Raw genomic sequence first — 21,844 nt, 5'->3', positions numbered from 1 at the left:
CGCGCTATTCGAACATCCCGGCGAGGACCCAGACGAAGAAGGCCACGAAGAGGCCGCCGCAGAACCAGGAGGCGAACGCCTCCCAGCGCGAGTTCGCGACGTCGAAGCGCCCCACCCAGACCTCGGTGCGCTCGCCGACCTCGAAGGAGCCCTCGACCTCGGCGGTCCGCTCGCTCCCGTTCTCGCGGTACGACACCGAAGCCCGGTACGAGGTGGTGCAGCTGTAGGTCTGGTGCTCGGGCGGACCGCTCCAGCCGCAGGTCTCCTCGGACCAGGTGTCGAGCACGACCGCCTCGACGTATTCGCCCTCGTCGGCGTTGAGCGCGCCCATGACCGTCCCGCCGATCACGATCGCCGCCATGAGCGCTCCGACGACTAACGGGAATGCCTCGTACCGCCGGTATCGCCGCGGGCGGTCGGCTTCGCCTCGACGCCTCCGCATGACTCCTCCTGCCGCCTTTCTTCACAAGGTAGCGCCGCCGTGCCGGGACCGGTCCCCTCGTTCGCGCGAGGCGGAACCGGAGGAGCCCCCGCGGGCCCGGCCGGCGGGGGCTTCTCCATGTCGCGGAAGCGGTCCTCAGGAGGTGGGCGTCTCGGAGCCCTCCTCGGTCGGCGATTGGCTGTTCTCATAGGAGGGTTCGTAGCTGGGCGTTTCGTCATCCTCGTGCGTGGGCTCGTGACCTGGTGACTCGCTGTCTTCGTGCGTCGGCTCTTCGCCGTCGTGACCACCGCTCGTCGGCGACTCCTCGTCGTGGCCGCCACCGGTGGGCGACTCGCTGTCGTGGCCGCCGCCGGTCGGGTCCCCGGTCGGCGATGCGGTCTCGCACCCGGTGGGCCCCTCGGTCGGCGACTCCTCGTCGGTCGTGGGCTCATAGCTGGGCATGCCACTTGCGCCGGTGGTCCGCTCGTCGCTCGACGTTCCGCCCGTCTGAGTGGGCTCGTCGCTCTGCTCGATCGGCGCGGTGGGCGAAGGCGGAGTCGTGGTCGACTCCTCGCAGGCCTCGGGCCCGCTGACCGACTCCTCCCCATCGGGTCCGCCGTCGGCCGGGCCGGGGGCCTCGCCCGCCGCGGCCATCTGCAGGGCCCAGCCCGCCGGGATCACCAGGACCGCCGCGGCGACCGCGACGGCGGCGCGCGCGCTCCGGCGCCGCCGCAGCCGCAACCGCAGCTGCCCGGAGGTCGGCGGGGCGGTCTCGGCCGCGGTCCGCTCGGCGTACTGGTCGAACATCGCGTTCAAGGGGTCTCGCTGCGAGTTCATCCCCGCTCCTCGGTGGTGTCGATGCGCAGCAGCTCGGCGAGCGCCGCCCTGCCTCGGGTGAGCCAGGAGCGGACCGTCGCCTCGGCCACGCCCTCCTGCTCGGCGATCTCCGCCGTCGTCATGTCGGCCAGGTAGTACAGGATGACCGCCTTGCGGTGGCGCTCCTTCAGTTCTGACAGCGCCAACTCCAGATCGATCCGATCCGGTTGCGGCCCTTCGATGTGGATGGGGCGCTGGCGGAGCAGTAGCCGCCGCAGGACCGCACCGCGCCGCAGCTTCGAGGTCGCGAGGTTCCAGGCGACGCGCCGCACCCAGGTGGCGGGGTTGTCGTAGGCGCTGATGGTCTTCCAGCGCCCGAGCGCACGGCAGAAGGCCTCCGCGACCAGGTCCTCGGCTTCTTGGAGGTCGCCGACGTACGCGCGGATCTGCGCGGTGATCGGGCCGACGTTGGCGGCGTAGAAGCCGTCGAAGTCGGCGTAGGACGCGGGGGCGGCGGGCGGCGTTCGGTACATATTGGACGATGGTGCTAGCGAACTCGCAGCCATCCGATTCCTCGATTCCAGGGGTTTGACGTGCGGTCTGGTCGATCGCACCCATCACACGAACGATCGGAGCGCAATGGTGCAGCGGAACGGACGTTTTCTTCACGGACCAGGATCCGACGGCCCCGCCACCCTTGACCTGGAGTGCACTCCAGGTCCTAGCGTCGATGCCATGAGACGAACACTGGGAAGAAGCGGCATCGAAGTCAGCGCGATCGGCATGGGCTGCTGGGCGATCGGCGGACCGTTCTACCGCGACGGGCAGGCGTGCGGCTGGGGCGAGGTCGACGACGACGAGTCCGTCCGCACCGTCCACCGCGCCCTCGAACTCGGCGTCGACTTCTTCGACACCGCCGACGTCTACGGCGCCGGCCGCAGCGAGCGGGTGCTGGCCCGGGCGCTGGCGGGCCGGCGCGAGCAGGTCGTCATCGCCACCAAGTGGGGCAGCGTCTTCGACGAGGAGACCAAGGAGATCAGCGGCCACGGCGAGGACGCCGCCCACCTGCGCGAGGCCCTGACCGCCTCGCTGCGGCGCCTGAACACCGACTACATCGACCTCTACCAGCTCCACATCAACGACCTCGCGATCGACAAGGCCGCCGATCTGCTCGGGACGCTCGAGGACCTCGTCGCGGAGGGCAAGATCCGCTCGTACGGCTGGAGCACCGACTTCCCCGACCGGGCCGACGCCTGGGGCACGGCGGGCGCGCACTGCACGGCGATCCAGCACGACTTCTCGCTGATGCACGGCGGTCGGCCCGAGGTCCTGAAGACGGCCGAGCGGCACGGGTTGGCGAGCATCAACCGCGGCCCGCTCGCGATGGGACTGCTCACCGGGAAGTACCACGCGGGCAGCGAGATCGGGCCGAACGACGTCCGAGGCAGCGGCGTGTCCTGGATGGTGCTGTTCAAGGACGGCAGGCCGGCTCCGGAGTACCTCGCGAGGCTCGAAGCGGTGCGGGAGGTCCTCACGAGCGACGGCCGGAGCCTGGCGCAGGGCGCGCTGGGCTGGCTGTGGGCGGTCAGCGATGCGACCGTGCCGATTCCCGGGTGCCGGACGGTGGCGCAGGTCGAGGACAACGCCGGAGCGCTGGAGCACGGGCCGCTCACCGCGGCGCAGGTCGAGGAGATCGAGAAGCTGCTCGGCGTTTGAGGCGGGGTCTCGGGGGCCGTCGAGACGGTACCCGAGTCCATCGCTTCACCCGCCTCAGCCAATTGCGGCTAGCAAGCATTTATGAAGCGGCGGAAGGGACTTCGCGCACCGGTGTGGTGCGAGAAGACCCGGAGAACGCGTGGTCAAGCCCGGGGATGCTCGCCTCGGGTGTCGGGTGTCGGGTGTCGGGTGTCGGGTGTCGGGTGTCGGGTGTCGGGTGTCGGGTGTCGGGTGTCGCAGGGCTTGGGGCGCGCTGGCGGAAGTGGTGCAGTGATGGGCCCGGCTTTTAAAGGGCGGCAGCGACAACGAGGTGAGCGGCGGGCTGCCGTCTGTTTGTGTGGCGGCGTCTGTGGGGCCGGTCTTCGTTAGCGGGTAGGGCTCGCGGAGGCATCCAGTGCCCGAGGTCAGCGACGCACCCGAGGGTGGTCGACCCTTGTCGGTCCTGTCGGTCTTGTCGCGGTGCAATGGGTTTCTGGCGACCGGCACCGATGAGGGACGTGCGGCGAGCCCGGGGGTGCATGACCGACTCTGGGCGCCGTCTCGGTTGTGGCTCAAACGGGCGGCGACGAGGCGGTGGGTGGTGGGGCGGGGTGTGTTTCCCGGGTGTTGTTCGGTGGTCGTGGTTTGAAGCGGTGCAGGGCGAATGCGGGGGCTGGGCGCGTTGTTCGTGGCCTTTGGTGTCGGTGGTGGTGCGGGCGTCGCTTCTGGCGGCGGGTGTGGGCGTCGTGGTGGTGGCCGGTCGGGGCTGGTGGGGGCGGGATCGTGCTGTCGCCCCGTGATGTCGCGGGCCGAGCCGAGTCGTGGTGTCTGTGGTGAGTGGCGGGGTCGGTGGCGGCTTTAATCGTCGTCTCAGTTGTGGTTCGAGTGGCACCGATGCGGGGGTGCGTGGCGGGGCGGGGTACTTCGGTGATTCCGAAGCGTCGTTTCGGGTTGCGGTGCGTGTGGGCAGGGGTGAAGTGGTGGGTGGCGGGCCGGGGGTGTGTCGCTGGTCCGGGCGGGGTTGTGCTGGGGCTTCGAGCGGGCAGCGACGAAGCGGTCGGTGGTGGGTCGGGGTGTGTTGCCGGGTGTTGCTCGGTGGTCGTGGTTCGAAGCGGTGCGAGGCGAATGCGGGGCCGGGCGCGTTGTTCGTGGCCTCCGGTGTCGGTGGTGGTGCGGGGTACTTCACCGGTCCCGAAGCGTTGCTTCGGGTTGCGGTTCGGGCGGCGCCGACGGAGCGTTGTGCGGTGGGCCGGGGGTGGGTTGCCGACCTGGGGAGCCGTCTCGGTTGTGGCTCAAACGGGCGGCGATGATGAGGTGGGTGGTGGGCCGGGGTCGGTGGCGGCCTTGAATGCCGTCTCGGTTTTGGTTCGAGCGCGCCAATGCGGGGGTGTGCAGCGGGGCGGGGTACTTCGCCGATTCCGAAGCCTCGCTTTGGGTTGCGGTTCTGGCGGTGCCGACGGAGTGGTGGGCCGGGCGTGCATCGCTGGGTCCGAGCTGCATCTTGTTTGCGGTTCGAGCAGGCAGCGACGAAGGGGTACGGGGCGGGGCAGTTTGCCGATCCCGAGCAACGCTTCGGATTGCGGTTCGGGCGGGCACGGACGGAGCGGTGGGCCGGGGGTGGGTTGTCGGCTCTGGGCGCCGTCTCGGTTGTAGTTCGGGCGGGCGGCGATGATGAGGCGGGTGGTGGAGCCGGGCGGGTGGCGGCCTTGAGTGCCGTCTCGGGTGCGGTTCGAGCGCGCCAATGGAGGTGAGTGGCGGGGTACTTCGCTGATCTCGAAGCGACGCTGCGGGTTACGGTTCGAGCGGGCACCGACGGACCGGCGGGCCGGGCCTGCCTTGCCGACTCTGGGCATCGTCTCGGTCACGGTTCGACCGTGCAGCGACGAAGCGGTGAGTGTGGTGGGACGAGGGTGCGTCGCTGATTCGGGCGCCGTCTCAGTCGCGGTTCGAGCGGGCAGCGACTGAGGATTGGGTGGTGGGGCGGGCGTGTGTTGCCGACCCGGGACGCCGTCTCGGCTGCGGTTCGAACAGGCGGCGACAATGAGGTGGGTGGTGGGGTGGGCGTGTGTTGCCGGGGCCTGCCCGGTGATGGCGCGGCGGTGGCGTGGTGGTGGGTGTGGTTGCGGTGCACGGTCGCGCCCGCGAGGCGCACCGTGGTGTCGGCGTTGGTGGGTGTGTTGGTGGTGGTCATGTCGGGTCTCCTCCTTCCTGCTCCGGTAATGGCCGTCCTGCGGTAGGCCCCCTTGCGGCGGGTCTCTTGCGGTGAGCACCACCGCACCGGCCTCGGCCTCGGCCTCGGCTTCGACTCCTCTGCGCCCGTCCCCCGCTCCCGCCCCTGCTCCCGCTTCTGTTCCTGCTCCTGTGCTGGTTCCCCGATCCTGCCTTGGTGGTGCTGGCAGGCTGGGCGGGTACCGGGGTGCAGGGCATCGGCGTGGGTGCTGGTCCCTTGGGGTTCGTGCTGGCAGTGTGCGCGGTGGCGCCAGGCCGCCAGCCCCCAGGGCGCGGGCGTAGTTCCGGGGCAGTGATGCCCGGCGCCCGTGCTCGAGCGTGCGGGTACCGCACCGGTGTGCGGGTAGCGCTGAGTGTTGGTGGTGCTGAGTGGTGCTGCTGGGTATTGGTGGTGGTGCTTGCGGTGTTGGTCGGGACTGGTCGGGGTGCGCGTGGATCGGGCGCAGATGCCAACCGGTCGTGATCATCGCAGGTGGCGCTTCAGAGGGCCTTTGCCTACGGTATGTGCCTCGTTAAAAACACCAGCCTCCCGGCGCTCGAGGTGATCCCGGCCGAAGAGGACACCCCCACCCGATCCGATGCTCTGCACCGTACTGCTGCGGGGTCCCGATAGCACTCCCAGAGCGACCACACACCAACCCTGCTCAACCGAGCAAAGTGGCAGTGTCGGGGTTCCATTCAGAGGAACGGCTCTCGGCCAGAGGCTTGGCGTAGTCTGCATTCACCGGCCGCCGCCTGTATGAATCCCTTACCCTTGTGCGTACCCCAATTCTCCCTCGCACAGACACCACCCGCAACACCCACACGGGGGCAACATTCTCACATTTCTCGGCCACTTCCCTTGCACCGCAACCGGACCCGGATCCCGATCCCGCCCCGCGCACCAGGCCGACACCACGATCCACGCCCGCAAGGCCGCCACCGACCCCAACCCACCTCCCACCCCTACATCGCCGCCCGTTCGAACACCCACCGAGACGGCGCCCGGACTAGCGACGCACCCCGCACCCCACCCCTTCATCGCCGCCCGATCGAACATCGAACGAATCGGCCCCGCAGGATCAGAGAACGCTCCTGCCCTAGGAGGCGTCCTGTGAATGGTTTCGTTTCAGGCACCATCGTGTTGTGTCTGGTCGTGGTGAGTTGACCGAAGCCGCGTGGCGGCAGATCGAGCCGCTGCTGCCCGCCAATGGAGGCCGTGGCGGGCAGTGGAGTGATCACCGGACGGTGGTCAACGCGTTCTTGTGGAAGCTGCGGACCGGTGCGCCCTGGCGGGACCTGCCCGAGCGGTACGGGTCGTGGAAGACCTCGCACGAGTGGCCGCGCCGGTGGACTGCGGACGGCATCTGGGACAAGATCTTCGCCGCCGCGCAGGTCACAGATGACGGCATCCCGGTGGAGTGGACGGTCAGCATCGACTCCTCGGTCGTGCGGGCGGCCGGGGCGCGGGAAAAAGGGGCGCCGCTGCTGCAAACGGCCGAGGCGCTGGGGCGTTCAAGGGGCGGCTGGTCGACCAAGATCCACCTCGCCGTCGACGGGCGCGCTCGGCCGCTGTCGATTCTGCTCACGCCCGGTCAGGCCGGAGACAATCCGATGTTGTTCCCGGTCCTGGACGCGATCGGGGTCCATGCCGCGCAAACACCCCGACCTGCTCCCGGCGGACAAGGGCTACGCGCACGATTCGACCCGGGCCCGGCTGCGCCGACGGGGCATCGCTCACGCGATTCCCGAGCGGATCGACCAAGTTGAACGGCGCCGCCGCAAAGGGCGGTTCGGCGGCCGTCCGCCGCATTTCGACCGCGAGGCCTACCGGCAGCGCAACGTCGTCGAGCGGTGCTTCAACCGGTTCAAACAACGGCGGGATCTGGCCACCCGCCATGCGAAGCGGGCGCCCATCTACCGCGCGGGCCTGGTCTGGCTCAACGATCCACGCGAAAGGCCCTAGCCGCCCGCGATGCCGGGTCCGGAGACCGTCCCCGGGGCGTGGAGCAGGGCCAGCGCGTCGGGTTCCTTGAGGACCTCAAGGGTCGAGACGTCCAGGCCCGCCTCGGCCCGGAGGCCCTCGATCCTGCGGTACGTCAGGCTGGGCGTGAACATCACGCCCGCGACCCCGGCCACCAGGACCGGGATCGCGGCGATGCGCAGGATCTGCGTCCAGCCGCCGTCGACGCCGATCGCGGGGAGGACGACCCAGCCGACGATCATCGCGGCCAGCCCGATCACACCCGTGAGGACCGCCGCCGAGGACACGCTGCCGTCGCGCGCCACGGTCTTGTCGACGGCCTCCTCGAAGGCGTACAGGTCCGCCAGCGCCACGCGCCGCGTGGTCGCGTAGCGCTGGTACTTCAGCCCCTTCGGCGCCTCCTGCTTCGGATCGAAGTGGTCGAGGGCCTTCGGGTACGCCTTGATCGCCGAGCCGTCCGCGGCGAGGTGCCACTGGACCGCCCGGGCCTGCTGCGGCTGCTTCATGCTTTCTGCCTTCCCGCCGGAGGCCTGACCTCCGCGCCTGCGTCGGTACCGAGTATGACCGCCCGCCGCCAGCGCCTGAACGCGCAGAGCGGGACCCGGACCGTCGCGCTCCCGGCCGGCCTGATTCACAGGACAGGCCTTAGACGACCTTCGGGATCGAGCCCGTGTTCGTCAGGGCCTCGTTCAGCAGCGGCCCCACCTGCATCGTGAATTGCCCCAGCTCATAACCGAGCTGCTCGCGGTCGCACTGCGACACCGCGAGCAGCGTCAGGCAGATCTGCGGGCCCACCGGGGCGGCCAGGAGCACGCCCTCGGCCATCTCCACGATCACCTGCTGGGTCGGACCATGGTCCATCGCCCGACCGGCGCCCTCGCCCATCGAGAGCAGTCCCGAACCGATGCCCGCCAACTGATCGGCGCGCTCCTTCGGCAGCCCCGCCGAGACCGCCAGCGGCAGCCCGTCGACGCTCACCAGGACCGCGTGCGACAGACCCGGAGTACGGGCCACGAGCGAGCCCAGCAGCATGCTCAGCGAGCGCTCGTAGACACCGAGGTTGGCGCTCATCGGGCGGCCATCCTCTCCGTCCGCGATCCCATGCCGGGCCTGGCGCCGCGCGCGCGGCCCCAGCCCTTGAAGTAACCGGCGGTGTTCTGCGCCAGCAGCTCCGGGTCGCGCTCGATCGGCTCGTCGAAGCGGGCGTGCTCGTCCGCGACCACCGCGCCGGGCACCAGGTTCGCCTGGGGCTTCCTGCGCGGCAGGCCGGTCGACGTGGTCGCCTCCTCCGTCGCGGGGGTCTCGTTGACGGTGCGGGCGGTGCGCCAGCCGTCGTCGCCGGGAAGGTTCCACGACTCCGCTTCGGGCTCTTCGGTCTCGGGCCGCTTGAACCAGGCGCTGCGGGCCTGTCCGAGGATCAGGAGCCCGTCGTCGTCGTTCATCAGGCTCGCGACGTCGACCATGCTGACGTCGTTCTTCGGCTGCCACGGGTGGCGGCGCGGCTCGGGGTCCGGTTCGCGCATCCGCTCGGACTGGAACGCGTCCGGCTGCTGGAGTTCCGGCGGCTGCGCGCGGCGGCGGCGCCGGATCGACTGCGTGCTGCCGCTCTCGGCGTCGACCGGTCGGCGCTCGTGCGTCTCCGGCGGGATCACCTGGGTCGCTTCGAGATCCGGCGGGATCAGCGAGTGCAGCTGCGAGGCCGGGTCCAGGGCCCGCAGGCTCTGGCGGTCCGGCAGGTCGCCCGGGAGCCGGACGGTGGTGTGCGTGTCCTGGCCGCGGCGGCGGCGCGAGGAGGTGCGCTCCTCGGACGGCTGCTCCTGCGGCGTGCCGGGGGACGCGAGGGAGGCGGCGGCCGTCTCGAGGCGCGGGCGCTTGGCCTGGAGGAGGCCGATGAGGCCTTCGAGCGAGCGGTCCCAGGCCGAGACCGCGTCGGCGGTGGCGGAGACGGACGGGGCGACGGACGGGTCGTCCCCGCCGCCGATCTCGCGGATCGCCTCGGTGAGCGCGCCGGCCATCGCGGCGACCTGGCCGGGGTCGGCCACGGTCGCCAGGTCGGCGGCCAGCTCCTCGGTCGAGATCGACTGGAGCGCACCGGGCTGGGGGAGCCGGGTCAGGATCGCGACGGCGTTCGCCTCGCTCGGGTCGTCCCAGGCGGCCAGCGCCGCCGGGAATACCGCCCGCAGGAGGCACGTGAGCGCCTCTGCCGCGTCGTGGCGGGCTCTGGCGGCCGAGGCCACCGTGTCCAGGATCGGGCGCAGAGCGGCGATCTCAGGGCGCGGGGCGAACGGCTGTCCGGCGACCTCGCCGGTGGCGAGTCCGCGGGCGATCGCGATGGCGTCGTCGAGGGCGTCCTTGGAGCGGGAGCCGGGGCTGGCGGCGCGGACGACGAGCAGTCCGGCGGCGGCGGCGTACTCGGCCAGCTGGACGACCTCGCCGTCGACGGCCACCGAGACGGACTGGCCGGGCGCCGATCTGGCGAGGAGGCTGTTGAGGCGGACCCAGCCGCGGGGGTCGTCGCCGAAGGTGTCGGTGGCGATGAGTCCGCCGCCGGCCGCGACGAGGGCGACCGCGCAGGCGGTGTCGCCGTGCCCGGCTCCTGCTACCTGCTGGTCGGTCGTGATGCCGCAGAACACTTGCACCCGCGGAGCTCCTCTCGTAGGGCGCGCCCGTGCGGGCGTCGTTCCCTGTCGGCGAGGCTTGCGCCCGGCCCGTTTTTACCAGTCCGTTATCAGTTTTCCGCAGAATACTCGGTTCTGCAACCGGACAGCCAGTGCGGGTTCATCATGGGCGGGAAGGTCATACCACGCATTTGCGTCAATTCCCAACGGGTCCTGACCTGGGGATTCCACTTTGGAATAACGCAGTGGTGCCGCCGCGGTCACACTGCGGCGGCACCGGGAATCGAACTGGGCGTACGAGTCGGAATGGGCTGTTCGGCCGATGGACTTTCGCGCTATCCGCGCCAGTCAACGTGGTCGTTGACCTTCGCGATGACGCCGCGCCATGCGATGGCGGCCTGCTGCGAGTCGTTCTTGCGCAGCCGCCGCTTCGCGAGCTTGCCGCGCAGGCCGCCTTCGACCACGACGCGGAAGGTCTCGTCGAGGTCGTCGAGCGGTGAGCCGGGGGAGAGGGCGCCGACGATGGAGTCGTTCTTGAGCGCGTAGCCGAGGTCGCGGCCGACTTCGGCGGCCTTGATGAGCAGCTCGGGCTCCCAGGCGTCGTGCCCGCCGCGGAGGTTGGCGACGACCAGGTCCAGCTCGTAGGTGTCGTCTTCGTCACAGGAGACGTCGTCGGCGGTGAGCCGCTCCTGGAGCTCGGCGTACTCGTCGATCACCGCGAGGTCGTGGTCGTCGTTCTCCCTGACGTACGCGACGAGCGCCTCGGGCTCGCGGAAGACCAGCAGCTTTCCCTTGCGGGTCAAGAAGACCGGGACCTCTTCGGGCGCGGCGTCGAGGGCGTCCTCCTCGACTTCGGCCTCGGGTTCCTCGTCGTCCTCGAACGCCGAGGCGTCGGGCTCGGGGGCGTCCTCGTCTTCGGGGACCGCGGCCTCGTCGGCCTCGGGGCGGCCCTCGGCGTCCTCGACGGGGGCGTCCTCCTCCTTCGCCGCGGCCTCGTCGGCGTCGGTCTCGGGCTCCTCGGCCGCCTTGGCGCCCGGCAGGGTGTCCGACATCCGGTAGGCGCGCAGGGTGAAGCCCGAGTCCTTGCCCAGGTGGAGTTCCACCGGGTCGACCCCGGTCTCGTTCCAGAGCTTGTCGGTCTCGGCGCTGCGCGCCGAGGCATTGGATTCGGCCGCCATGTCGCGTCCCTCCCGCAGTCGTCAACATAGAGTCGTCTAGCTGGGGAACAGCCTACGACCACGGCGCACGGCGCGTCGCATCCGGTATGCGCTTTTCTCAATGGAATACGCGAAAGGCCCGCATCGCCATTGCGACGCGGGCCCTTTCGCCGGTGCTAGTAGCCGCCTCCGGCGGCCGCCGCCATGCCTGCCGGGTGCCACACGGTCTTGTACTCGGTCCACTGCCGCAGCAGGTCGAGCGAGGTGCCGGCCCTGCCGGGGCGGCGCACGACCTTGAGCGTCCCGGCCGCGTCGGCCTCCAGCTCCGCGGCCAGACCGGCGTCGTCGACGCCGCCCAGGTCGATCCCGTTCACGTCCGCGTGGGACGCCAGGTGCGGGGCGACCTCGGCGACGTTGCCGCTCAACAGGTTCACCACGCCGCCGGGGAGGTCGGAGGTGGCGAGCACTTCGCCGAAGCTCAACGCGGGCAGGGGCTTCGACTCGCTCGCGAGGACCACGACGGTGTTCCCGGCCGCGATCGCGGGCGCGACGGCCTCGATCAGGCCCAGGAACGGGTCGTCCTGCGGGGCGAGGACGGCGACGACGCCGAGCGGTTCGGGCTTGGTGTGGTTGAAGTACGGGCCGGCGACGGGGTTGGCCCCGCCGAGCACGGACGTGTACTTGTCGGTCCAGCCCGCGTAGTGCACGAGCCGGTCGATGGCCTGCTCCACGCTCGCCAGGGCCGCATGGGGATCGGCGCCGGTGGCGTCACCGACCTCCTCGGCGAACTGGCCGGCGCGGCCCTCCAGCATCTCGGCGGCGCGGTAGAGGATCTGGCCCCGCAGGTAGGCGGTCTGCCCGGCCCACGGCCGCTGCGCCTTGCGGGCGGCGGCGACGGCGTCGCGGGCGTCCTTGCGGCTGGCCTGGGCGGCGTTCGCCAGCTCGGTCCCGTCGGGGCTGCTCACCGGGTAGCTCCTTCCGGACTCCGAACGGGGGAACTTCCCGCCCACGTACAGCTTGTAGGTCTTGTTGACGCGCAAGCGATCTGGCAGCGTGTTGTCAGACATCGAGGTAGGCCTCCAGTCCCTGGCGGCCGCCTTCGCGGCCGTAACCGGACTCCTTCAGGCCGCCGAACGGGCTGGCGGCGTCGAACTGGTTGAACGTGTTGGCCCAGACCACGCCCGCGCGCAGCCGCTCGGCCGCCCACAGGATCTTGGAGCCCTTCTCGGTCCACACCCCGGCCGAGAGGCCGTAGGGGGTGTTGTTGGCCTTGCTGATCGCCTCGTCGGGGGTGCGGAAGGTCAGCACGGACAGGACGGGGCCGAAGATCTCCTCCTGGGCGATCCGCATGGACTGCTGGACGCCGGTGAAGACGGTGGGGCGGAACCAGAACCCGCGCTCGGGCAGATCGCAGGCGGGCTGCCACACGTCGGCGCCCTCCTCCTCGCCGACCTTCGCGAGGCCGGTGATGCGGGCGAGCTGCTCGGCGGAGTTGATCGCGCCGATGTCGGTGTTCTTGTCGAGCGGGTCGCCCACGCGCAGCGTCGAGACGCGTTCCTTCAAGCGGGCGAGCACTTCCTCGGCGACGGACTCCTGGACCAGCAGCCTCGAACCGGCGCAGCACACGTGGCCCTGGTTGAAGAAGATCCCGTTGACGATGCCCTCGACGGCCTGGTCGATCGCGGCGTCGTCGAAGACGATGTTGGCGGCCTTGCCGCCGAGTTCGAGGGTGACCTTCTTCTTGGAGCCCGCGACGGCCTTCGCGATCGCGCGGCCGACGGCGGTCGAACCGGTGAAGGCGACCTTGTCCACAGGGCTGTTGACGAGCGCCGAACCGGTGGCGCCGGCGCCGGGGAGGATGTTGACCACGCCCGGGGGCAGGTCGGCCTCCTGGCACAGCTCGGCGAACATGAGCGCGGTCAGCGGCGTGGTCTCGGCGGGCTTGAGGACCACCGTGTTCCCGCACGCGAGCGCGGGAGCGATCTTCCACGCCAGCATGAGGATCGGGAAGTTCCACGGGATGACCTGGCCGACCACGCCGAGCGGCTTCGGGTCCGCGCCACCGGGCCCCTGGCCGGCGAAGCCGGGCACCGCGAAGGCGAGCTTGTCGGCCCAGCCCGCGTGGTAGAAGAAGTGCTGCGCGGCGGTCGGGACGTCGAAGTCGCGGGTCTCCTTGATGGGCTTGCCGTTGTCGAGGGACTCGGCGACGGCGAACTCGCGGGCCCTCTCCTGGAGGAGCCGGGCGATGCGGAAGAGGTACTTGCCGCGCTCGGTGCCGCTCATGGGGCCCCACACGGCCTCCTGGGCGCGGCGGGCGGCGGCGACGGCGGCCCGGACGTCGGCCTCCCCGGCCTCGGCCACGGTGAAGAGGATCTCTTCGGTGGACGGGTTGAGCGACTTGAAGACCGCGCCGTCGGCGGCGTCGGTGAACCGCCCGTCGATGAACAGGCCGTAGTGCTCTTTGATCTGGGGCCGCACCGACTCGGGCGCGGGCGCGTACTCGAACATCGCTTAGTCCACCGTCACGTAGTCGGGGCCGGAGTAGTGGCCGGTCTTGAGCTTCTGGCGCTGCATGAGCAGGTCGTTGAGGAGGCTCGAGGCGCCGAAGCGGAACCATTCGTTCGACAGCCAGTCGTCGCCGAGGGTCTCGTTGATGCACACCAGGTACTTGATCGCGTCCTTGGTGTTGCGGATGCCGCCGGCGGGCTTGACGCCGACCTGGATCCCGGTGAGGGCGCGGTAGTCGCGCACGGCCTGCATCATGAGCAGGGTGACCGGGAGGGTCGCGTTGACGCCCACCTTCCCGGTGGAGGTCTTGATGAAGTCGGCCCCGGCGTACATGGCGAGCCAGGAGGCGCGGCGCACGTCGTCGTAGGTGACCAGTTCGCCGGTCTCGAGGATGACCTTGAGGCGGGCGCCTTCGGCGGCGGCCTTGACGGCCTTGATCTCGTGGTAGACCCGTTCGAGGTCGCCCGACAGGAACGCGCCGCGGTTGACGACCATGTCGATCTCGTCGGCCCCGGCCCGCACGGCGGACTCGGTGTCGGCGAGGCGGATCTCGAGCGGCACCTGCCCGGCGGGGAACCCGGTCGCGACCGAGGCGACCTTGACGCCGGTGCCCGCCAGGGCCGCGGCGGCGGTGGGGACCAGCGAGGGGTAGACGCAGACGGCGGCCGTCGAGGGGGCGTCGCCGTCGGGCCGGACGGCCTTGGCCGCGAGCGACTTCACCTTGCCGGGGGTGTCGGCCCCTTCGAGGGTGGTGAGGTCGATCATGCTGATGGCGAGGTCGATGGCCTTGGCCTTCGACTCCTTCTTGACGGAGCGGGTGGCGAGCCCCGCGGCGCGCGCTTCGAGGCCGACCGCGTCGACGCCGGGGAGGGCGCGGACGAGGGAGGCGGCCTCGGTGCCGCTCAAAATTGATCCCATGACCCGATGGTATCCGTATCTCTTGCGACGCTCGACTCAGAGTGTGGTGACCAGCTCACATTAGCGCGGCGAGCTGGCCGTTAAGGTTGGGAACCGTGGATGTGAAGATCGTCGAACACCCGCTCGCCGCCGAACGGCTTACCGCCATGCGGGACGAGCGCTCGGACTCACCGAGGTTCCGGGCTGCCCTGCACGAGCTCACCATGATGCTCGTCTACGAGGCCACGCGCGACGTGGCCGTGACCGAATACGGGATCAGGACTCCCGTCGCCCCTGCGAAGGGGTACCGGCTGGGGAACCCGCCGGTGCTGGTCCCGGTGCTGCGCGCCGGGCTCGGCATGGCCGACGCGGCCCAGTCGATGATCCCGGACGCCTCCATGGGATTCGTGGGCCTGGCCCGCGACGAGGAGACGCACGAGCCGTACGCGTACATGGAGTCGCTGCCCGACGACCTGACGGGACGCCACGTCATCGTGCTCGACCCGATGGTCGCCACGGGCGGCTCGCTCCTGCGGTGCTGCGAGATGATCGCCGCGCGGGGGTGCACCGACATCGACCTGATCAGCGTCCTGTGCGCGCCCGACGGCATCGAGAGGCTGTCGAACTCGGGGATCGAGCTGCGCATGACCACCGCGGCGGTGGACCCGAGGCTGGACGACAACGCCTACATAGTCCCGGGCCTGGGAGACGCCGGAGACCGCCAATTCGGCGCCTACCGGCGGTTCTGACAAGAAGTGCGCGAAGGGCCCGACCGCGAAGCGGTCGGGCCCTTCGCTTTACGCCAGAACGCCCGATCGCTTACGTGAATGTGACTTCCTACATCTTTCGGGAGTTTGCCATCACCTTTCCTCACTCGGACGGGTTAGTCGCGCTGATGGCACCTCACGTCGAATGCCGAAGGAGGCGCATTGGCTCGCGACGGACTGACGCCGCAGCATGAGGCGATCCTCGAAGTGGCGCGCATGAATCCGGCCGACACGCTGGAACTGCTCAGGATCGCCGGAATCCACTACGACCCGAAGGAGCTCACCGACGCCCGAACCGATTCCGAGAACGCGAACCGGCGTTTCCCCCGTGAACGCCGGATCGACCTCGTCGCCAGGCTCGTCATGGACGGCGGGCCGATCCTGGTGCCGATCGAGGCACACCGACGCAACAACCAGAACCCGGCCAAGCTGGTCGCGAAGGCCCGCCGGAAGTGGGCCGCCGATGTCGCGGTGCTCTTCGAGGACTACCACTGCCCGGTGATCATGCTCGTCATCAGCGACTGCGACGAGGTGGCCGCCGAGGCCCGGCAGCCGATCGAGCTGGGCCCGGGCTCGAGAGTCGTGCCCGTCTCGATCGGCCCGGCGCAGGTCCGCGTGATCACCGACCCAGTTGCCCCGGATGCCAATCCCGGGACCGCGATGCTGTCGGCGATCTTCCATGGCAACGGGCCGGACCGCGTAGCGGTCCTCAACGCACTCGACCAGGTATTGGCTACCATCGACAAGGAGGAAGCGGGCCGTCGTGTCGGCGTGGTCTTCACCGCGCTGAACGAGGAGTCCGCGAAAGTCTTGGAGGCGATCATGACAACCACCAAGTTCGAATATCACTCGGAGTGGACCGACGGCCTTCGCAAGGAGGGCCGTGAGCAAGGCCGTGAGCAAGGCCGCGAGGAGGGCCAGCTCAAGCAGGCGCGCAAGTCACTGCTCGCGGTCCTGAAACGGCGCTCGATGCCCGTCACCTCTGAGACGCAGAAGTTCGTCGAATCGTCCGGCGACCTCGATCAGCTCCAGGCCTGGCTCGTCGCGGCGGCGACCGCCGACAGCCTCGACGAGGTCTTCGGGGTCGATCCCGATGTCCAGCAGATGCTCTACGGCGACAACTGAGCATGAATGAAGCGGGGCCGGGCGCTGCGCGCCCGGCCCCGCTTCATTCGGTTGCTAGTGCGGCACGCCCAGGAGGGCGGCCACTTCCGCCCGGAGGGCTTCGATGCTCGCGCGGGCGCGTTCTCTCGCCCCTTGGAGGTCCCCGCCGACGTCCTCTCGGACTTCCAGGTACGCCTTCAGCTTCGGCTCGGTCCCGCTCGGGCGGCACACGACCCTCGCGTTCGCGGTCGTGATCGTCACGACGTCGGCGTCCGGCAGCCGGTCCAGGTAGTCCGACACCGGCTCGTCGAGCAGGCTCGTCGGCCGGTGCGCCCGCAGGCGCTTCATGCACGCGTCGATCTCCGACAGGTCGTCCACGCGGATCGAGAGCTGCCCGGTCTCGTACACGCCGAACTCCTCGGCGAGCTCGTCCAGGCGGTCCTGCAGCGTGGCCATCCGCGCGGCCTGGCCCGCCGCGATCTCCGCGACCACGAGCGAGGCCGAGACGCCGTCCTTGTCGCGCAGGAACTCCGGGGCCACGCAGTAGCCCAGGGCCTCCTCGAACGCGAACGCCAGGTCGGCCCCGGCCCGGGCCAGCCACTTGAAGCCGGTCAGCGTCTCGTCGTACTTGAAGCCGCGCTTGGCGCACATGGCCTTGAGCTGCGTGGTCGAGACGATCGTGGTCGCATAGGTCCCCTTGCGGCCCTTGCGCATCCAGTGGTCGGCCAGGAGCACGCCCACTTCGTTGCCGGTGAGCTGGCGCCACGTGCCGTCGCCGACCGGGACGGCCACCGAGCAGCGGTCGGCGTCCGGGTCCAGCGCGAGCGCCACGTCCGCCCCCTCCTCGGCCGCGAGGGCCTTGAGGAGGTCGATCGCGCCGGGCTCCTCCGGGTTCGGGAAGGCCACGGTCGGGAAGTCCGCGTCCGGGTCGGCCTGCTCGGGCACCAGGATCGGGGCGGGGAATCCGGCCCGCTCCATCGCCTTGACGAGGGTGCGGCCGCCGACGCCGTGCATCGGGGTCGCGACCGAGGCGAGCCGCTTGGGGTCGTCGGGGTCGACCACCGAGGCCACCGCCGTCAGGTACTCCTCCAGGACGGACTCGTCGAGGGTCTCGCCCTCGTCGCCCAGGGGGATCTCCGAGAGCGGCCCGAGCGCCTCGATCGCGGCCTCGATCTCGGTGTCGGCGGGCGGCACGATCTGCGCGCCCGCGCCGAGGTCGCCGCCGAGTTCGCGGCCCAGGTACACCTTGTAGCCGTTGTCCTGCGGCGGGTTGTGGCTGGCGGTCACCTGGACCGCCGCCGCGCCGTCGAGCTTCGTCACCGCGTACGCGGTGACCGGGGTCGGCAGCGGCCCCGGCATGACCAGGGCCCGGCGGCCCGAGCCGGTGACGACGCGCGCGGTCTCGGCCGCGAAGTCGCGGCTGCCGTGGCGGGCGTCGTAGCCGATGACGACCGGCCCCTCGGCGCCCTTGGCGTCCAGCCAGTTCGCGAGCCCGGCGGCGGCGGCGCGCACGACGGCGAGGTTCATGCCGTTCGGGCCCGCCCGCAGCGGCCCGCGCAGGCCCGCGGTGCCGAACTTGAGCCGCCCGGCGAAGCGCTCGCCCAGCTCCTCGGCGGAGTCGGGGAGGGCGTCGAGGAGGCGGTACAGCTCGTCCCGGGAGGACTTGTCAGGGTCGTCGGTGATCCACTGCAGCACTTCGGCGCGCAGGGCATCGAGGTTCACGTCGTTGGCAGGCGCAGACTCCTTCATGGGGAAATGGTCGCACATCCACCACTGGGGAGGCCGCTGTTGCGGGCGGTGTGGCCTCAGCCGACGGCGAACGAGGCGAGGGCCTCGTCGTAGACCTCCTGTGATAGTTCCCATGCGTCGGCGTCGCCGGAGATGAAGACGCCGAACGTGGTCCCGTCGCCGGCGTCCACGATGGCCCAGATCGAGTGCCGGTCGGCGCCGGCCTCGTCGAGGTTCGTGCCGGTGTACTCCAGGACGGTGCCGCTCAGCCCGGCGAACTCGACGGGTTCGAGGCGGACCTGTTCGAGGTCCTCCATGTCGGCCGGCAGCCCGTCCCAGTACTCGCTCAGGTAGTCCTCGGTGCCCGAGGCGGCCCGGTCGGAGCCGGCGTAGAACCGCACCCACTGGGTGTCGTCGTCGGGGTTGAAGTACGAGACGAAGTCGTCGCCGCCGTCGCCCGCGCTCCAGGCGGCCGGGTAGTTCACGGTGTAGCCCTCGCCCTCGTGGACCGCGGTCTCGAAGCTCGCGCCGCCGCCCTCCTCGGAGTCCCCTTCGCCGCCGGACTCGCCGCCGCTCGCGTCCTCGGAGGCGCCCGGGTCCTGACCGGCCCCGCCGGTGTCGTCGTCGGCGAACAGGAACCGGTAGACGCCCCAGCCGAGCACGACCACCAGCAGCACGCAGATGACGATGACGGCCCCGGACTTCCACGGGTTGCCGCCTTCGGGCTCGGGTTCGGGCTCGCGCACGCGGGGGCGGCCGCCGGTTCGCGGCGGCGAGACCTCCTGGTACCCGGAGGTCTGCCCGCCCTGCTGGTACGGCGGCGAGGGCGTCCCCGCGGCGCCGGGGGCGGCGAACTGCCCGGCGAGGAGGGACGCGAGCTCCTGGCGCACCTGCGCGAGCGGCGCGCGCTGCTGCGGGTCCTTGGCGAGCATCCCGCCCAGCAGCGGGGTGAGCGGCCCGGCGTTGCGCGGACTCTCCGGCGGCTCCTGCACGACCGCGCGCATGGTCGACACGGCGTCGCCGCGGTCGAACGGCGGGCGCCCCTCGACGGCCGCGTACAGGGTCACGCCGAGGCTGAACACGTCGCTGGCCGGCTCGGCCGGGTGGCCGACGGCCCGCTCGGGCGCGATGTAGTGCGCCGAGCCGAGGACCTTGCCGGGGGTGGTGCCGCCCGAGACCTGGTGCATCTGGGCCGCACCGAAGTCCGACAGGACGCAGCGCCCGTCGGTGGAGATGAGGACGTTGCCGGGCTTGACGTCGCGGTGGATGATCCCCGCGTCGTGCGCCGCCTGGAGCGCCCCCACCAGGGCCAGGCCTATCTTCGCGGCCACGCGCGGGGGCAGCGGCCCGTCCTGGGTCAGGATCTCGGCCAGGCTCCGCGCCTGGAGCAGCTCCATGACGATCCACGGCAGCCCGAGGTGCTCGACCACGTCGAAGACGCGGATGACCGACGGGTGCGAGAGCCCCGCGGCGATCTGCGCCTCCCTTCTGGACCGGTCGATGAGCTGCGCGCGCTCCTGCGGCGGCAGGTCCGGCGGCAGGAACACCTCTTTGAGGGCCACCTCGCGGCGCAGCACCATGTCGGTCGCGCGCCACACCGAGCCGTTGCCGCCCTTGCCGACCAGGTCCACCAGCTGGTACCGGTCGGCGACCAGGTCGCCGGGCCCGGCCCGGTTGCCGCTGACGGGGCCCGGGCCGAAGGACCGCGGCCCCGGCTCGCCGCCGACCGCGAAGCTCTGGCCGAGGTTCCCGTAGTTGCCGTAGGACGCGCTGTTGCGGGGGGCGGAGGAGTCGCCGTACGAGTCGCCGCCGTAGGGGTCGCGGTTGTAGCCGGACTGCTGGCCGCTCGCGTACGAGTCGGAGCCGGTGAACCTGCCCCCGAGGGAGGGGTGCGGGTCGCGCCCGCGCGGCTCAGAGTCGTACGGGGTGCCTGAGAACCCATGCGACCCTTGGGACTGGGGGGGATGGCGCGGAGGGGGCGCCGCACCGGGTCGGGGGTCCTCATATGCGCCGGGACCACCGCGACCGTAGTCAGATGAGTACGTCATTCGGCCACTCCTCGCGAGGGATCCCCACTAGTCTGCCGCGTCCCGGCCACCGAGTCGGTACCGGGTTTGCGTAACGATCCGGGAGCGGTGGCGTAAGAAGACGCGCCGCCCGTCCCGGCCGCGTCGCTGGGAGTGGGTCGATGCTTCCCGAAGACGCAGTTCAACACTAGGATGGCAGCCATGCAGCCGCCACCGCAAGGCCGAGACGGGATCGGGATCCGGCCCGTCTACGGCCCCGACGACACCGCGAAAGACCTCCCGGAGCGACTCGGCGAACCCGGGTCCTTCCCCTACACGCGCGGCGTCCACCCGACGATGTACACCTCCCGGCCCTGGACGATGCGCCAGTACGCCGGGTTCGCCAGCGCCGCCGAGTCCAACCGCCGCTACCGGGACCTCCTGGCGGCCGGGACGACCGGACTGTCGGTCGCGTTCGACCTGCCCACGCAGATGGGCTACGACTCCGACGCCCCCGAGGCCCTCGGCGAGGTCGGCAAGGTCGGCGTCGCGATCGACTCGCTCGCGGACATGCGCGTCCTCTTCGCGGACATCCCGCTCGAGGAGGTCTCCACCTCGATGACCATCAACGCCCCCGCGGCCGTCCTCCTCCTGCTCTACCAGCTCGTCGCCGAGGAGCAGGGCGCCGACCCGGCCGCGCTGCGCGGGACGATCCAGAACGACATCCTCAAGGAGTACATCGCGCGCGGGACGTACATCTTCCCGCCCGCGCCGAGCCTGCGCCTGGTCAGCGACACCTTCGCCTACTGCGCCGCCGAACTGCCGCAGTGGAACACGATCTCCATCTCCGGCTACCACATGGCCGAGGCCGGGGCGACCCCCGCGCAGGAGCTCGCCTTCACGCTCGCCGACGGCATCGAGTACGTCGAATGCGCCCTGGCCGCCGGGCTCGAAGTGGACGCCTTCGCGCCGCGCCTGTCGTTCTTCTTCGTGGCCCGCTCGACCCTGCTCGCCGAGGTCGCCAAGTTCCGCGCCGCCCGGCGCCTGTGGGCCCACATCATGCGCGACCGCTTCGGCGCGAAGGACCCGCGCTCGCTCAAGCTCCGCTTCCACACCCAGACCGCCGGCGTGGAGCTCACCGCCCAGCAGCCCGAGGTCAACCTCGCCCGCGTCACCATCCAGGCCCTCGCCGCCGTCTTCGGCGGCACCCAGTCGCTGCACACCAACGCCTACGACGAGGCCATCGCGCTGCCCACGGACGCCTCGGCGCGCTTGGCCCTGCGCACCCAGCAGGTCATCGCCGCCGAGACCGACCTGACCGACACGGTCGACCCGTTCGCCGGCTCCTACGCCGTCGAGGCCCTCACCGACGCCATCGAGGCCGAGGCCCTGCAGCTCATCGACGCGGTCTTCGCGCACGGCTCGGCGGTCGCCGCGATCGAGGAGGGGTTCCAGAAGGGCGAGATCGAGCGCAGCGCCTACGAGACGGCCAAGCGCATCGACTCGGGCGAGCAGACCGTCGTCGGCGTCAACGCGTACACCCTCAATGGAGCCGAAGCGCCGTATCAACCGCTCAAAGTGGACGCGGCAATCGAGGCGGCGCAGGTCGCCAGGCTCGCCTCCCATCGCGAAGGGCGCGACGCCGGTACGCTCGAAAGCGCACTGGCCGGTTTGAAGTCGGCCGCCGCGGGAACGGACAATGTGTTGTATCCGCTCAAAGCGGCACTGGCCGCCGGCGCGACCGTGGGCGAAGTATGCGCCGCACTCGCCGCCGAATGGGGCCGATACGTCCCCACTGACAACTGGTGACCCACCGGTGACCGGGATCAGAAGCGCACAACGGGTCTGTCGCCGGAATCGGTGACCGGGGAAACACTGGTCAGCGGACGCGTCATCGAGTCGGGACGCGTCCGTGTCCTGTATGAAAAACCGGAA

The 21,844-nt window shown here is 70.8% G+C and carries 16 protein-coding genes and 1 pseudogene; 5 read left to right on the top strand and 12 right to left on the bottom strand.

The annotated features are described in order from the left end of the window. Positions 1 to 4 precede the first annotated feature (4 nt). The 3 genes from BLQ63_RS09110 to BLQ63_RS09100 all read right to left on the bottom strand — a co-directional run bounded on the left by BLQ63_RS09110 (position 5) and on the right by BLQ63_RS09100 (position 1,770). Complete coding sequence (locus BLQ63_RS09110; RefSeq protein WP_091032152.1) at positions 5 to 361, bottom strand: hypothetical protein; 357 nt, start codon at positions 359 to 361, stop codon at positions 5 to 7. A 216-nt stretch (positions 362 to 577) separates the two neighbouring features. Next, positions 578 to 1,258: a hypothetical protein gene (locus tag BLQ63_RS09105; RefSeq protein ID WP_091032149.1), complete on the bottom strand. Its 681-nt coding sequence runs from the start codon at positions 1,256 to 1,258 to the stop codon at positions 578 to 580. Next, positions 1,255 to 1,770: an RNA polymerase sigma factor gene (locus BLQ63_RS09100; RefSeq protein WP_218125167.1), complete on the bottom strand. Its 516-nt coding sequence runs from the start codon at positions 1,768 to 1,770 to the stop codon at positions 1,255 to 1,257. Before BLQ63_RS09100 ends, BLQ63_RS09105 begins: the two co-directional genes overlap by 4 nt. Before the next feature lie 202 nt (positions 1,771 to 1,972). Between BLQ63_RS09100 and BLQ63_RS09095 the strand changes: the two genes are divergently transcribed. Next, on the top strand, positions 1,973 to 2,953 hold the full coding sequence (locus BLQ63_RS09095) for an aldo/keto reductase (RefSeq protein WP_091032138.1): 981 nt from the start codon (positions 1,973 to 1,975) through the stop codon (positions 2,951 to 2,953). Between the two features lie 3,333 nt (positions 2,954 to 6,286). Next, a pseudogene (locus BLQ63_RS09085) lies at positions 6,287 to 7,106 on the top strand (IS5 family transposase). On the opposite strand, the gene BLQ63_RS09080 reads toward BLQ63_RS09085, so the two are convergent. The 7 genes from BLQ63_RS09080 to deoC all read right to left on the bottom strand — a co-directional run bounded on the left by BLQ63_RS09080 (position 7,103) and on the right by deoC (position 14,325). After that, positions 7,103 to 7,630 carry a hypothetical protein gene (locus BLQ63_RS09080; protein ID WP_091032132.1) on the bottom strand — a complete coding sequence of 176 codons (528 nt, stop codon included), beginning with the start codon at positions 7,628 to 7,630 and terminating at the stop codon, positions 7,103 to 7,105. The pseudogene BLQ63_RS09085 and the gene BLQ63_RS09080 sit on opposite strands and share 4 nt — an antisense overlap. Positions 7,631 to 7,769: 139 nt before the next feature. Continuing rightward, positions 7,770 to 8,195, bottom strand: a complete 426-nt coding sequence (locus BLQ63_RS09075; RefSeq protein ID WP_091032130.1) for a roadblock/LC7 domain-containing protein — start codon at positions 8,193 to 8,195, stop codon at positions 7,770 to 7,772. Then, the gene (locus BLQ63_RS09070; RefSeq protein ID WP_143014822.1) at positions 8,192 to 9,763 is read right to left on the bottom strand and encodes a hypothetical protein; all 1,572 of its coding nucleotides are present in this window, start codon (positions 9,761 to 9,763) and stop codon (positions 8,192 to 8,194) included. Before BLQ63_RS09070 ends, BLQ63_RS09075 begins: the two co-directional genes overlap by 4 nt. Positions 9,764 to 10,077: 314 nt before the next feature. After that, a complete protein-coding gene (locus BLQ63_RS09065; protein ID WP_091032124.1) occupies positions 10,078 to 10,920 on the bottom strand; it encodes a hypothetical protein in 843 nt (280 codons plus the stop codon). A gap of 155 nt (positions 10,921 to 11,075) precedes the next feature. Next, positions 11,076 to 11,966, bottom strand: a complete 891-nt coding sequence (locus BLQ63_RS09060) for an aldehyde dehydrogenase family protein (RefSeq protein ID WP_091032123.1) — start codon at positions 11,964 to 11,966, stop codon at positions 11,076 to 11,078. Further along, positions 11,959 to 13,407 (bottom strand): aldehyde dehydrogenase family protein, encoded by a 1,449-nt coding sequence (locus BLQ63_RS09055; protein ID WP_091032119.1) that lies wholly within the window; start codon positions 13,405 to 13,407, stop codon positions 11,959 to 11,961. Before BLQ63_RS09055 ends, BLQ63_RS09060 begins: the two co-directional genes overlap by 8 nt. Positions 13,408 to 13,410: 3 nt before the next feature. Further along, entirely contained in the window at positions 13,411 to 14,325 is a 915-nt protein-coding gene (gene deoC / locus BLQ63_RS09050; RefSeq protein WP_091032115.1) for a deoxyribose-phosphate aldolase, read from the bottom strand. A 95-nt stretch (positions 14,326 to 14,420) separates the two neighbouring features. On the opposite strand from deoC, the gene upp reads away from it, so the two are divergent. Both upp and BLQ63_RS09040 read left to right on the top strand, forming a co-directional pair. Then, entirely contained in the window at positions 14,421 to 15,053 is a 633-nt protein-coding gene (gene upp / locus BLQ63_RS09045; protein WP_091032111.1) for a uracil phosphoribosyltransferase, read from the top strand. 180 nt (positions 15,054 to 15,233) lie between these two features. After that, positions 15,234 to 16,196 (top strand): RpnC/YadD family protein, encoded by a 963-nt coding sequence (locus BLQ63_RS09040; RefSeq protein ID WP_091032108.1) that lies wholly within the window; start codon positions 15,234 to 15,236, stop codon positions 16,194 to 16,196. Between the two features lie 54 nt (positions 16,197 to 16,250). Here BLQ63_RS09040 and BLQ63_RS09035 read toward each other — a convergent pair whose 3' ends face one another. Then, entirely contained in the window at positions 16,251 to 17,924 is a 1,674-nt protein-coding gene (locus BLQ63_RS09035) for a phospho-sugar mutase (protein ID WP_091032105.1), read from the bottom strand. Positions 17,925 to 17,980: 56 nt separating this feature from the next. Continuing rightward, positions 17,981 to 19,951 carry a serine/threonine-protein kinase gene (locus BLQ63_RS28310; protein WP_177154852.1) on the bottom strand — a complete coding sequence of 657 codons (1,971 nt, stop codon included), beginning with the start codon at positions 19,949 to 19,951 and terminating at the stop codon, positions 17,981 to 17,983. 180 nt (positions 19,952 to 20,131) lie between these two features. On the opposite strand from BLQ63_RS28310, the gene BLQ63_RS09025 reads away from it, so the two are divergent. After that, positions 20,132 to 21,718 carry an acyl-CoA mutase large subunit family protein gene (locus BLQ63_RS09025; RefSeq protein WP_091032101.1) on the top strand — a complete coding sequence of 529 codons (1,587 nt, stop codon included), beginning with the start codon at positions 20,132 to 20,134 and terminating at the stop codon, positions 21,716 to 21,718. Positions 21,719 to 21,844: the final 126 nt, after the last annotated feature.

It is taken from the genome of Glycomyces harbinensis, assembly GCF_900101745.1.
GTDB classification, from domain to species: domain Bacteria; phylum Actinomycetota; class Actinomycetes; order Mycobacteriales; family Micromonosporaceae; genus Glycomyces; species Glycomyces harbinensis.
Note: the sequence above shows the minus strand (reverse complement) of the source record. Positions and strands in the feature narration are given on the sequence as shown.